Raw genomic sequence first — 12,073 nt, 5'->3', positions numbered from 1 at the left:
GCTGCGCTGCGCTGTGCGGTTGCCGGGTCGCTCTGCGGGCGGTGCGCGTGTAGCGCGGATGCGCCTCCGGCGCGGTTGGTGGTCGCGGCCGGTGGCCGGGTGCCGCTCCGGGGGTCATGCCCGGACGGCGTGATTTACGCCGCGTGCGAGGCTCGTTGGACCCGGGAGAACCGGCAAGTCCACACGGCACAAATCAGCCCAGGTGTCCGGACACGCCCTCTGCGCGTCCCCTCCAACCCGCGGACCGGAGCGGGTGGGAACAGCACCACGCGGCGGCGTGAGGGGGCGGGGTCGCAGGAGGGGTGTGTTCGGACACTCAGGCTGATTTGTTGCGCGTGAACAAGAATGTCCCATCGGGTCCAACGAGCGGTCCACGCGCCGTAAATCACGCCGTCCGGACATACCCCTCCGGAGACCCCGAACCCCGCCCCGGCAACGAGACAGCAGCCGACTACGGCTACTGCTCCCGCGAGGCCCGCTCCGCCGCCTTGGCAGCGCGCTCCGCCTCTTCTTCCGCCTCCATCTCAGCGAAGACGTCAATCGGCGCCGGCGCCTTCGCCAGGAACACCCACGTCAGATAGACCGCCAGCAGGAACGGCGGGATCTTCAGTGACACCAGCACCCAGCCCAGCTGCGTCGTGTCCGCCCACCAGTACAGCGGAAAGAGGATCGCGCACTTCGCGAGGAGGATGAACCCCCACGCGTAACTCGCCTTCGTGTACGCCGACTTGCGGCCCGGGTTCCGCGTACGCCAGGACAGGTTCTCCTTGAAGACCGGCCCCAGGATCAGCCCGATCAGCGGCACTCCCGCGATGCTGGTACCGATGTACGCGACGGCCAGCCCCAGCGTGTAGAGCATGCCCGGCAGGTAGAAGTCCTTCGCCTCGCCGGTCATCATCGCGAAGACCACGCCGAAGGCGACCCCGAAGACGCCGCTGAAGGCGTGCTTCACGGTGTCGCGGCGGATCAGCCGGACCGCGACCAGGAGCAGCGAGACCGCGACCGCCGCGATCGCCGAGGCGTGCAGGTCCTTGTTGATCGTGAAGATCGTGACGAAGAGCAGTCCGGGGACGACCGTCTCCACCATCCCCCGCACCCCGCCGAACGCCTCGAAGAGCGCGGCCTCGGTCACGGCTCTGGTCTCGGCGTCGGTCTGCGGGTCGGTGCCCTGGGGCGCGTTGGTGTCTGTCGTCGCGGCGGGCTTGTCGATTGACGTCACCGGCTACTCCTGTCCGAGCGGTCGGAGTTCGTATTTGGGGTTGAACAGCACCCTACGGCCGTGGCTCATGGAGATCCGGCCGGATGCGATGAGCTTGCGGCCCGGTTCAATGCCCGCGATGGAGCGCCGTCCCAGCCACACGACGTCCAGCGGCGCGGTGCCGTCGAACAGCTCCGCCTCCAGCGCGGGCACGCCGGCCCTCGGACGCAGGGTGACCGTCCGCAACGTACCAGTCACTTTGACTATCTGGCGGTCGCCACAGTCACTGATCCGTGTGCAGCCCGAGGCCTGCGCGTCCTCCCGCAGCTCCTCGGACTCCAGATCCTCCTGGGAGCTGGAGAGCCGGTCGAGCATCCGGCGGAAGCGGCCGGTCGGCTTCTCAGCACTCATGGAAGAAGCGTACCGGGGTCCGCGTGCCCCGGATCATCGGTCGAACCGGTAGCCCATGCCGGGCTCGGTGACGAAGTGCCTGGGGTGCGAGGGGTCCGCCTCCAGCTTGCGGCGGAGCTGGGCCATGTAGACCCGCAGATAGTTGGTCTCCGTGCCGTAGGAGGGCCCCCAGACCTCCTGGAGGAGCTGTTTCTGGCTGACGAGGCGGCCGGTGTTGCGTACGAGGACCTCCAGCAGGTGCCACTCGGTCGGGGTGAGCCGTACGTCGCGGCCCTCCCGGTTCACCTTCTTGGCCACGAGGTCGACGGTGAAGCCCTCCGTCTCGACCATCGCGACGCTGTCGTCGTCGCCGGAGCCGACGGGCTCGGCGCGGCGGACGGCGGCGCGCAGCCGGGCGAGGAGTTCGTCCATGCCGAAGGGCTTGGTGACGTAGTCGTCGGCGCCGGCGTCCAGCGCCTCGACCTTCTCGTCGGAGGTCTGGCGCGCGGAGAGCACCAGGATCGGTACGCGGGTCCAGCCGCGCAGGCCCCTGATGACCTCGACGCCGTCCATGTCGGGCAGCCCGAGGTCGAGCACGACGACGTCCGGGTGGCGGGCGGCGGCGAGTTCCAGGGCGCTCGCGCCGTCGGCGGCGGCGTCGACCTCGTACTTGCGGGCCTTCAGGTTGATCACGAGCGCGCGCACGATCTGCGGCTCGTCGTCGACCACGAGCACCCTCACGGGCCCTCGGGAGTCTCCCGTGGCGGGAGGCGCCATGGTGGCCTGCCTTTCTGCTGTGCCGCCGGTCATGAGACGACGTGGGCGGGTAGTTCGGGGCCGGCGGACGCGAGGCCCGGTACGGCCGTGAGATCGAGGACCATGGTGAGTCCGCCGCCGGGGGTGTCCTCGGCGGTGAGGGTGCCGTCCATGGCGTCCACGAAGCCGCGGGCGACGGCGAGGCCGAGGCCCACGCCCGCTCCGCGCGGGGCGTCCCCGTGGCGCTGGAAGGGCTCGAAGATGCGTTCCTTGGCCTCGTCGGGGACGCCGGGGCCGCGGTCCACGACGCGCACCTGTACGCGGGCGCCGAGCGAGCTGGCCGCGACGGTGACGCGGACGCCCTCGGGGCTGTACTTGACGGCGTTCTCGACGATGTTGGCCACCGCGCGCTCCAGCAGGCCGGGGTCGACGGCGACCATCGGCAGGGACTCCGGGATGTCCAGGACGACACTGCCCTCCGCGACGCCGCCGAGGGCCATCGGGACGACCTCGTCGAGGTCGATCTCGCGGATGAGCGGGGTGACGGTGCCGGTCTGGAGCCGTGACATGTCGAGGAGGTTGCCGACGAGGTGGTCGAGGCGGTCGGCGCCGTTCTCGATGCCTTCGAGGAGTTCGGCGTGATCCTCCTCGGACCATTCGACGTCGTCCGAGCGGAGCGAGGTGACGGCGGCCTTGATGGCGGCCAGCGGCGTGCGCAGGTCGTGGCTGACGGCGGCGAGCAGGGCCGTGCGTATCCGGTTGCCCTCGGCGAGCCTGCGGGCGCCCTCGGCCTCGCCCACGAGCCGCTGGCGGTCCAGGACGACGGCGGCCTGGGCGGCGAAGGCGGAGAGCACCCGGCGGTCCTCGGCGGGCAGCACCCGGCCGGAGAGTGCCAGCGCCATGTGGTCGCCGACGGGCATGTCGACGTCGGCTTCGTCCGGGCGGTCGACGGGCCGGGGCCCGACGCTGCCCGCGCGGGTCCACGGGTCGACGTCGCTGTTGCGCTCCAGCAGCGCCACGGACTCCATGGAGAACGTCTCGCGTACGCGTTCCAGCAGGGCGTCCAGGGTGGTCTCGCCGCGTAGCACGCTGCCGGCCAGGAAGGAGAGGATCTCGGACTCGGCCCGGAGTCTGGCCGCCTGATGGGTGCGGCGGGCCGCGAGGTCGACCACGGACGCCACGGAGACCGCGACCGCGAAGAAGATCACGATGGCGACGATGTTCCTGGGGTCCTGGATGGTGAGGTTGTGGGTCGGCGGGGTGAAGTAGAAGTTCAGCAGGAGCGAGCCCACGGCTGCCGACGCGAGGGCCGGGCGCAGCCCGCCCAGGAGCGCGGCGAGGACGGTCAGGAAGAGGAAGAGCAGGACGTCGTTGGCCAGGCCCAGGGTGTCGTCCAGGGCGGTGAGCAGCAGCGTCAGCAGGACCGGAGCGACGACGCCGGCCAGCCAGCCGGAGATGATCCGGGAGCGGCCGAGGCGGGCGCCGTGCGCGACGGGCAGTCCGCGGCCCTTGGCGACCTCTTCGTGGGTGACGATGTGGACGTCGAGATCGGGGCCGGACTCGCGGGCGACGGTGGCGCCGACGCCGGGCCCGAAGATGTACTGCCAGGCCTTGCGGCGGCTGGAGCCGAGCACGATCTGGGAGGCGTTGACGCCGCGCGCGAACTCCAGCAGCGCCGAGGGGACGTCGTCGCCTATGACGTGGTGGAAAGTGCCGCCGAGGTCTTCGACCAGTTTGCGCTGGACGGCCAGTTCCTTGGGCGAGGCGGAGGTGAGGCCGTCGCTGCGGGCGATGTAGACGGCGAGGATCTCGCCGCCGGATCCCTTGGCGGCCATACGGGCGGCGCGGCGGATGAGGGTCTGGCCCTCGGGGCCGCCGGTGAGGCCGACGGCGATGCGCTCACGGGCCTGCCAGGTGGTGCGGATGTTGTGCTCGCCGCGGTACTGCTGGAGGTACTCGTCGACGCGGTCCGCCGTCCACAGCAGGGCGAGTTCACGCAGTGCGGTGAGGTTGCCGGGGCGGAAGTAGTGCGAGAGCGCGGCGTTGACCTTGTCCGGCTGGTAGATGTTGCCGTGTGCCATACGGCGCCGCAGCGCCTGGGGCGACATGTCGACAAGCTCGATCTGGTCCGCCCGTCTGACCATCTCGTCGGGGACGGTCTCGCGCTGCCGTACGCCGGTTATCGACTCGACGACATCGCCGAGTGACTCCAGGTGCTGGATGTTGACGGTCGAGACGACGTCGATACCCGCCTGGAGCAGTTCCTCGACGTCCTGCCAGCGTTTGGGGTTGCGGGAGCCCGGCACATTGGTGTGGGCCAGTTCGTCCACCAGAGCGACGGCCGGGTGGCGCTCGATGACCGCGTCGACATCCATCTCGGTGAAGACGGTGCCGCGGTGCGGCAGCTCCCGGCGGTGGATCTGTTCGAGTCCCTGGAGCATGACCTCGGTACGTGGCCGGTTGTGGTGCTCCACGAACGCCACGACGCAGTCGGTGCCGCGCTCGACGCGCCGGTGCGCCTCGGAGAGCATCGCGTACGTCTTGCCGACGCCTGGTGCCGCGCCCAGGTAAATCCTCAGCTTGCCGCGTCCCATGGCCCCATTGTCTTCTCACCGGGCCGCTGCGTCCCCTCGCGGCTCCTGTCCGAAACTACATCCAAGGATGCCGCCAAAACGGACATGGGGCCGGTGGCGGGGTCCGTCTTGACACGATTCTGATGGGACAGGCCTCAGGCAGTGGGCTCGTGTTCCACGAGGTGGCCGTCGGCCAGTTCGAGGACGCGGTCGGCGAGGCCGAGGAGCTGCGCGTCGTGGGTGGCCACGAGCGCGGTGACGCTCTCGCCGCGTACGACGGCACGCAGCAGTTCCATCACCGCGAGCCCGGTCTCCGCGTCGTGCTGCCCGGTCGGCTCGTCGGCGATCAGCGGGGCCGGGCGGTTCGCGAGGGCGCGGGCGATGGTCACGCGCTGCTGCTGGCCGCCGGAGAGTTCGCCGGGCCGTCGCGCGGCGTGGTCGCCGAGGGCGACGAGGGCGAGCAGCAGTGCCACCCGCTCCTCGCGCTCGCGCGGGTCGGCCCTGCGCAGCCGCAGGGGCACGCCGACGTTCTCGGCGGCGGTGAGGACGGGAAGCAGTCCGAAGGACTGGAAGATGAAGCCGATACGGTCGCGGCGCATGGCGAGCGGACCGCTCTCGCCGAGCGTGGCGAGGTCGGTGCCGTCGACCACGATCTGCCCCTCGTCCGGGGAGTCGAGGCCGCCCACGAGGTTGAGCAGGGTGGGCTTGCCCGATCCCGAGCGGCCCTTGAGCGCGATCAGCTCCCCGCGCGGCACGGTGAAGGACACCCCGCGCAGCGCGTGCACGACCGCGGCCCGTTGCCGTACGAGCGGTGCAGGCCGGTCACCCGGACCAGGGGCTCCGCCGTCCCGGCGACGACGGCCGTGCCGGTGCCGGCGCTCTCGGTCATGAGTCTTCCCCCCGTACGGTTCCGGTCCTGCCGGTCGTCAGTATGTATGTGCACGGTGCACGCGACCGGGCAACGGGCAACGGGCACGCCAACGGGCACCGACCCCGATAAACAGCGGTGGGCCGCACTCCCGTCAGGGGAGAACGGCCCACGGCACGTACCGGGCCATCTCCGGGCGTCCCCGGAGAGTGCCGCGAGGGGCGACCCCGGCTCAGCGCACCTCGGTGATCTCGGGGCCCCGCTGGAGCTGCCCCATACCACCGGCGAAGCGGGAACCTTCCTGCTCCTCGGCCTGCTGAACGCCCTCGGCCACCATCTGCGCGTCGTCCGGCAGCTTCAGGACGATCGGGTCGCGGGGCGCCATGGGGCCCTCGCCACGTACGACGACGGTGTCCCGGAAGATCTGCTCCAGCAGCCCGGCGGCGTCGGGCTGGACCGCGCCCTGTCCGGAGATCACTCCGCGCAGGAACCAGCGCGGCCCGTCGACCCCGATGAAGCGCACGAGCTGTACGCCACCGGTGCCGTCCGGGAGCTGCACCGGCACCTGGGCCCGCAACTCCCAGCCGAGCGGGCCCTCGACCTCGTCGATGATGCCGCCCTGCTGCGTGATGCCCGAGGCGATCTCCTCGCGCACCTCGCTCCAGATGCCCTCCTTCTTGGGAGCGGCGAAGGCCTGGAGCTGGACGGCGCTGTCGCGTACGACGACGGTCGCCGCGACGATCGCGTCGCCCGCCACCTCTACACGAAGCTCCATTCCGTCGACCCCGGGCACGAAGATGCCGCCCAGGTCGACCCGGCCCTCGTCGGGCTTGGAGACCTCGGAGATGTCCCACGGCCCGTCGGGCCTGGGGGCCGGGGGAAGATTCACCCGGCGGGGCTTCTCGGCCCCTTCCTCCGTGTCATCGGCGTCGATGTCGTCGACGACCTGCTCGGCCTCGCCCGCCGTGTCCTCGGCGGTACCGCTCTTCTTGCGACGTCCGAACACGTCACTGTCCTTCCCGGTCGGATACGACCGATGCGTATCGATTCCCGCCCTGTGAACCGCCCACCGCGGCATGACCTCCGGTGGACCCGAAGCCCCCCTCGGCCCGTGCCGAGCCGGGAAGCTCCGCCACCTCGTGGAAGCGCACCTTCTCGACCTGCTGGACGACCAGTTGGGCAATCCGGTCGAACCGCTCGAAGCGCACCGTCTCGCGCGGATCGAGATTGACCACGATCACCTTGATCTCCCCACGGTACCCGGCATCCACCGTCCCCGGGGCATTCACCAAGGCCACTCCGCAGCGGGCGGCCAGCCCGGATCGCGGGTGCACGAAGGCGGCGTACCCGTCGGGCAGCGCGAGGGAAACCCCGGTGGGCAGCACAGCGCGTTCGCCCGGAGCGAGATCGGCGGACTCCGTGGTCACCAGATCGACGCCGGCGTCGCCCGGGTGCGCGTACGAGGGGAGCGGCACCTCCGGGTCGGTCCGGCGGATCAACACGTCAACGGGGGTGCCGGGGTTGCGGCTCATGGGTTCACCTCGAAGGCGCGGGCACGCCTGACCTGGTCGGGATCGGCCATCGCCGCCCGGATCTCCTCCTGGCGGCCGTTGTCGATGAAGTGGTCGACCTTGACCTCGACGAAGAGGGCGTCGGCGCGCAGCGCGACGGGTCCCTCGGGGCCGCCGAGCCGGCCGGTGGCGGAGCAGAAGATCTTCCGGCCGCTCACGGCGGTGGCCTCGGCCGTCAGGAAGAGCACCGTGCCCACGGGTACGGGGCGGACGAAGTCCGTCTCCAGTTTCCCGGTCACGGCGACCACGCGCAGCAGCCAGGTCAGTGCGCCGAGCGACTCGTCGAGCGCGGTGGCGAGCACCCCGCCGTGCGCGAGACCGGGGGCGCCCTGGTGGGCGGGGCGCACGGTGAACTCGGCCGTGATCGTGACGCCCTCGCCGGCCCTGGCCTGGAGATGGAGACCGTGGGGCTGCTCGTCGCCGCAGCCGAAGCAGTGCGCGTAGTGGGAACCGAGCGACTCCCCGGGGGCCGCGGCGTCCGGGTGCCGTACCGGCGCTATGGCGTCGGCCGGAGGCGTCAGGGCCGGGGACCGGGCGGCGGAACGGGGGCGGTTTCCCCCGGAGGGCACAGTACTCACAGCCGCAGACCTTACCCGCGCGGCTACCCGCCGGTCGCACCGTGCCAAGCTTGGCTCCATGGAGCATTCAGCGGCGCCTTACGACGAACGTCTCACCGCACCGGGTTCCTGGTGGGTGATCACCGCTCTCGTCGCTCTCTCGGGCGGTCTCGTCCTGCTGCCGCTGGGCACCGTGCCGATGCTGGGGGCGGTGGTGGTGGCGGGGCTGCTGGCGGCTCTGGCGGTCAGTTCGTACGGCTCCGCGCGCGTCCGCGTGGTGGCCGGCTCGCTGGTCGTGGGCGACGCCCGGATCCCGGTGGCGGCTCTCGGCGAGGCGGAGGTGCTGGCCGGCGAGGAGGCGCGCGCCTGGCGCATGCACAAGGCCGATCCGCGCGCCTTCATGCTGTTGCGCAGCTACATCCCGACGGCGCTGCGGGTGGAGGTCACGGACACGGCGGACCCGACACCGTACGTCTATGTGTCGACCCGGAACCCGAGGGCGCTCGCGGCGGCGCTGGACGCCGTACGTAAAGCCCAGGCCGCGGGCGAAGCCGAGGCGCGGGACGCGGTCTAGCAGTCCAGTGGTTCCGGCGGCCCGAGCGGCGGGCCCCGGAAGCGACGGTCAGTGGCCCAGTTCGTTGGGGAACTCGGGAGGCAGCACCTTCGGCTGCTCAAGCGGCGGCAGCGCGGGCAGTGCGTCCCAGGAGACCTGGCGGGCGCGCAGGTCCTTACGGATGCGCTCGGCGACCTTCTGGGTGTCACGCCGGTTCATCATCGCGCCGACGGCGGCTCCGATCATGAACGGCACCAGGTTCGGCAGACTGCGGATGGTGCGCTTCATGATCTGCTGGCGCAGTTCGCGCTTCATCCGGCCGGAGAGTGCGGAGTTGAGCGTCGCGGGTTTCGTTATGTCGACGCCGCGCTCCTCGGTCCACGCGGTCAGATACGCGGTGCTGCGCTGCTTGAGATTGCCGGGCGGACGCAGTCCGTAGACCTCGTGCAGCTCGGCGATCAGTTTGAGCTCGATCGCGGCGACAGCCGTGATCTCCGCGGCCAGTTCGGCCGGCATCGCGGGCGGTACGGGCATCATCGCTACGGCACCGATCCCGGCGCCGACCGTGGAGCTGCTGTTCGCCGCGCCCGCGACGAGTTTGTCGGCGAGCTCTTCGGGCCCGAGGTCCGGGAACTGCTTGCGGAGAGTGGCCAGATCACGGACGGGAACGCGTGGGGCGTTGTCGATGATCCGGTCGGCGAGATGCGCGAGCCCGGCCCTGGCGCTCGCGCCGCCTTTCTGGATGCCCCGCCGTACCTTGCCCAGGCGGCGGACCCCGGTCACGGGCCCGTCATGGTCGCCCTGGGCGGCTGCGAGCGAGGCCTGGAGGCCTCGCCCGTCGTCGCCGGATACGCCGGGCTGGGGCAGGAGAGCGGAGTGCTCGGCAGCGGGCGTGGCGCCTTCTGCCGGGCCCGAGCCGCTCCGGTACGTCTCCGGTGCGTTGCCGCGCCGGAAACGCCGTTTCCTGGACGGTGTGTCACCTGCCACGACCGACCGCTCCTCAGTCGCAGTCGCGGCAGATCGGCTGACCGTTCTTCTCCCGGGACAGCTGGCTGCGGTGGTGCACGAGGAAGCAGCTCATGCAGGTGAACTCGTCGGCCTGCCTGGGCAGTACACGAACCGACAGCTCCTCGTTGGAGAGGTCGGCGCCGGGCAGCTCCAGTCCCTCGGCCTGCTCGAACTCGTCCACGTCGACCGCGGACGTCGACTTGTCGTTCCGACGGGCCTTCAGTTCCTCAAGGCTGTCGGAATCGACGTCGTCATCGGTCTTGCGTGGGGTGTCGTAATCCGTTGCCATGTCGCTTCTCCCCCTCTGGGTTTCATCGGTGTCTCAGCGCACGTAACGCGTGAGAGGCCGGACTTGTGCCCGACCTGAGGCGGAGATTTTGCCTCACATCAAGGTCTGTTACTCAATCGACACCCAACCGGACTCTTCCTGAGTGATCGGCTTTGAGTGGCGAACCGGACCGTACACGGTCCGAATGTCGTACTTCACGGGCGCCACCCCGTGTACTTCCCGTGATCCCGACCCCTGGAAACCCGGATTTTCCCGGCTTTCCGTCAGGGGCTTGATCACAGAGAGTGCGAGGCTTGAATTCGCCCCTGTGATCGATCACACACGGCCCAACCGGGAACGGGTCCCGAAAATTCCGCGCAAAGCGAACTTCGCTCCGATCAGGAGCGAAAGTTCAGACGGGCAGAGTGACACGCATCACGAGCCCGCCTCCCTCGCGGGGCTCCGCGATGATACGGCCCCCGTGGGCCCGCGCGACCGAGCGGGCGATCGACAGGCCGAGGCCCACCCCCTTGTCGCTGCCGGTCCGCTCCGTACGGAGGCGGCGGAACGGCTCGAAGATGTTGTCGATCTCGTACGCGGGAACGACCGGTCCCGTGTTCGACACCAGCAGCACCGCCTCACCGTGCTCCACCGTGGTCGTGACCTCGACCCAGCCCTCCTCCTTCACGTTGTAGCGGACGGCGTTCTGTACGAGGTTGAGCGCGATCCGCTCCAGCAGGACACCGTTGCCCTGGACGACCGCCGGTGCCCGCTCGCCGCGGATCTCGACGCCCTTCGCCTCGGCCTCGCCGCGCGTCTGGTCGACCGCGCGGGTGGCCACTTCGGCGAGGTCGACGGGCTTGCGCTCGATGAGCTGGTTGTCACTGCGGGCGAGCAGCAGCAGGCCCTCCACCAGCTGTTCGCTGCGTTCGTTGGTGGCGAGCAGCGTCCTGCCGAGCTGCTGGAGCTCCATGGGCGCCGCAGGGTCGGAGAGCTGGACCTCCAGCAGCGTGCGGTTGATCGCGAGGGGCGTACGCAGCTCGTGGGAGGCGTTCGCGACGAAGCGCTGCTGCGCCGTGAAGGCCCGCTCCAGGCGTTCCAGCATCTCGTCGAAGGTGTCGGCCAGCTCCTTCAGCTCGTCGTCCGGACCGTCCAGTTCGATCCGGCGGGCGAGGTCGGAGCCGACCACGCGGCGGGCGGTGCGGGTGATCCGGCCGAGCGGCGACAGGACCCGGCCGGCCATCGCGTAACCGAACGCGAAAGCGATGATGGAGAGCCCCGTCAGGGCGAACAGCGAGCGCGTGAGCAGGTCGTCGAGCGCCTGCTGGCGCTGGGCCGACATGCACGCCTTGAGCGAATTGTTCAGCTGGTCGTTGTCGACCGCCTGATTGAGGCTGGGACAGGTGGGGCTCGTCAACTGGACATTGACGCCGGTCACCTTCAGGGCCAGCTCGCTGCCCTCGTTGATGGCCTGCGCCGCCAGCAGATAGATGATCGAGAGCAGCAGGATCCCGGCGATCAGGAACATCCCGCCGTACAGCAGCGTCAGACGTATCCGGATCGTCGGCCGGACCCAGGGCAGCGCCTGGTCGGGCCGCCTCGGGTCCCAGGTCGGTTTCGGGGGCGCCGTGGGCGGCGCCGGGGTGGTTGCCACGGGCATCAGATCCGGTAACCGGAGCCGGGCACGGTGACGATCACGGGCGGCTCGCCGAGCTTGCGGCGCAGCGTCATGACCGTGACGCGCACGACATTGGTGAAGGGGTCGGTGTTCTCGTCCCAGGCCTTCTCCAGCAGCTGCTCGGCGGAGACCACGGCGCCCTCGCTGCGCATCAGCACTTCGAGGACGGCGAACTCCTTGGGCGCGAGCTGGATCTCCTTGCCGTCGCGGAAGACCTCGCGGCGGTTCGGGTCGAGCTTGATCCCCGACCGTTCCAGGACCGGCGGCAGCGGGACGGTCGTACGGCGGCCGAGCGCCCGGACGCGTGCGGTCAGCTCGGTGAAGGCGAAGGGCTTGGGAAGGTAGTCGTCGGCGCCCAGCTCCAGCCCCTCGACCCGGTCGCTGACGTCGCCGGAGGCCGTCAGCATGAGCACCCGGGTGGGCATGCCCAGCTCGACGATCCTGCGGCAGACGTCGTCGCCGTGGATCAGGGGGAGGTCGCGGTCGAGCACGACGACGTCGTAGTCGTTGACGCCGATCCGCTCCAGGGCCGCGGCGCCGTCGTACACGACGTCGACGGCCATGGCCTCCCGGCGCAGCCCGGTGGCCACCGCATCGGCGAGCAGCTGCTCGTCCTCGACGACGAGTACGCGCACGTCGCTGTTCCTTCCTCA

The 12,073-nt window shown here is 70.4% G+C and carries 12 protein-coding genes and 1 pseudogene; 1 reads left to right on the top strand and 12 read right to left on the bottom strand.

Annotation, left to right across the window (positions count from 1 at the left end; translation table 11 throughout):
* Nucleotides 1-457: 457 nt before the first annotated feature.
* From ACIBBB_RS28125 to ACIBBB_RS28090, 8 genes and pseudogenes are all read right to left on the bottom strand, one after another.
* Nucleotides 458-1,219: a DUF3159 domain-containing protein gene (locus ACIBBB_RS28125; RefSeq protein WP_398986745.1), complete on the bottom strand. Its 762-nt coding sequence runs from the start codon at nucleotides 1,217-1,219 to the stop codon at nucleotides 458-460.
* A 3-nt stretch (nucleotides 1,220-1,222) separates the two neighbouring features.
* On the bottom strand, nucleotides 1,223-1,609 hold the full coding sequence (locus tag ACIBBB_RS28120) for an OB-fold nucleic acid binding domain-containing protein (protein ID WP_189109070.1): 387 nt from the start codon (nucleotides 1,607-1,609) through the stop codon (nucleotides 1,223-1,225).
* Nucleotides 1,610-1,642: 33 nt separating this feature from the next.
* The gene (locus ACIBBB_RS28115) at nucleotides 1,643-2,365 is read right to left on the bottom strand and encodes a response regulator (RefSeq protein ID WP_189109069.1); all 723 of its coding nucleotides are present in this window, start codon (nucleotides 2,363-2,365) and stop codon (nucleotides 1,643-1,645) included.
* A gap of 29 nt (nucleotides 2,366-2,394) precedes the next feature.
* The gene (locus ACIBBB_RS28110) at nucleotides 2,395-4,938 is read right to left on the bottom strand and encodes a DUF4118 domain-containing protein (protein WP_398986743.1); all 2,544 of its coding nucleotides are present in this window, start codon (nucleotides 4,936-4,938) and stop codon (nucleotides 2,395-2,397) included.
* 134 nt (nucleotides 4,939-5,072) lie between these two features.
* Nucleotides 5,073-5,806, bottom strand: a pseudogene (locus tag ACIBBB_RS28105) (ABC transporter ATP-binding protein).
* 211 nt (nucleotides 5,807-6,017) lie between these two features.
* Nucleotides 6,018-6,791 carry a DUF3710 domain-containing protein gene (locus tag ACIBBB_RS28100; RefSeq protein ID WP_398986741.1) on the bottom strand — a complete coding sequence of 258 codons (774 nt, stop codon included), beginning with the start codon at nucleotides 6,789-6,791 and terminating at the stop codon, nucleotides 6,018-6,020.
* 1 nt (nucleotide 6,792) lies between these two features.
* Nucleotides 6,793-7,317 (bottom strand): dUTP diphosphatase, encoded by a 525-nt coding sequence (gene dut, locus ACIBBB_RS28095; RefSeq protein ID WP_398986739.1) that lies wholly within the window; start codon nucleotides 7,315-7,317, stop codon nucleotides 6,793-6,795.
* Complete coding sequence (locus ACIBBB_RS28090; RefSeq protein WP_398986737.1) at nucleotides 7,314-7,934, bottom strand: PaaI family thioesterase; 621 nt, start codon at nucleotides 7,932-7,934, stop codon at nucleotides 7,314-7,316. The genes dut and ACIBBB_RS28090 overlap by 4 nt, the downstream gene beginning before the upstream one ends.
* 58 nt (nucleotides 7,935-7,992) lie before the next feature.
* Here ACIBBB_RS28090 and ACIBBB_RS28085 point away from each other — a divergent pair, with 58 nt between their 5' ends.
* On the top strand, nucleotides 7,993-8,487 hold the full coding sequence (locus ACIBBB_RS28085; RefSeq protein WP_398986735.1) for a DUF3093 domain-containing protein: 495 nt from the start codon (nucleotides 7,993-7,995) through the stop codon (nucleotides 8,485-8,487).
* 48 nt (nucleotides 8,488-8,535) lie between these two features.
* On the opposite strand, the gene ACIBBB_RS28080 is transcribed toward ACIBBB_RS28085, so the two are convergent.
* From ACIBBB_RS28080 to ACIBBB_RS28065, 4 genes are all read right to left on the bottom strand, one after another.
* On the bottom strand, nucleotides 8,536-9,453 hold the full coding sequence (locus tag ACIBBB_RS28080; RefSeq protein WP_398986733.1) for a hypothetical protein: 918 nt from the start codon (nucleotides 9,451-9,453) through the stop codon (nucleotides 8,536-8,538).
* A gap of 13 nt (nucleotides 9,454-9,466) precedes the next feature.
* Complete coding sequence (locus ACIBBB_RS28075) at nucleotides 9,467-9,763, bottom strand: DUF4193 domain-containing protein (RefSeq protein ID WP_023538148.1); 297 nt, start codon at nucleotides 9,761-9,763, stop codon at nucleotides 9,467-9,469.
* Between the two features lie 391 nt (nucleotides 9,764-10,154).
* Nucleotides 10,155-11,396, bottom strand: a complete 1,242-nt coding sequence (locus ACIBBB_RS28070) for a sensor histidine kinase (RefSeq protein ID WP_398986731.1) — start codon at nucleotides 11,394-11,396, stop codon at nucleotides 10,155-10,157.
* Nucleotides 11,397-11,401: 5 nt separating this feature from the next.
* Entirely contained in the window at nucleotides 11,402-12,055 is a 654-nt protein-coding gene (locus ACIBBB_RS28065; RefSeq protein WP_189109060.1) for a response regulator transcription factor, read from the bottom strand.
* Between the last annotated feature and the right edge of the window lie 18 nt (nucleotides 12,056-12,073).

Source organism: Streptomyces sp. NPDC051217 (assembly GCF_044455465.1).
GTDB lineage: Bacteria > Actinomycetota > Actinomycetes > Streptomycetales > Streptomycetaceae > Streptomyces.
This window is presented reverse-complemented; position numbering and strand designations above follow the sequence as displayed.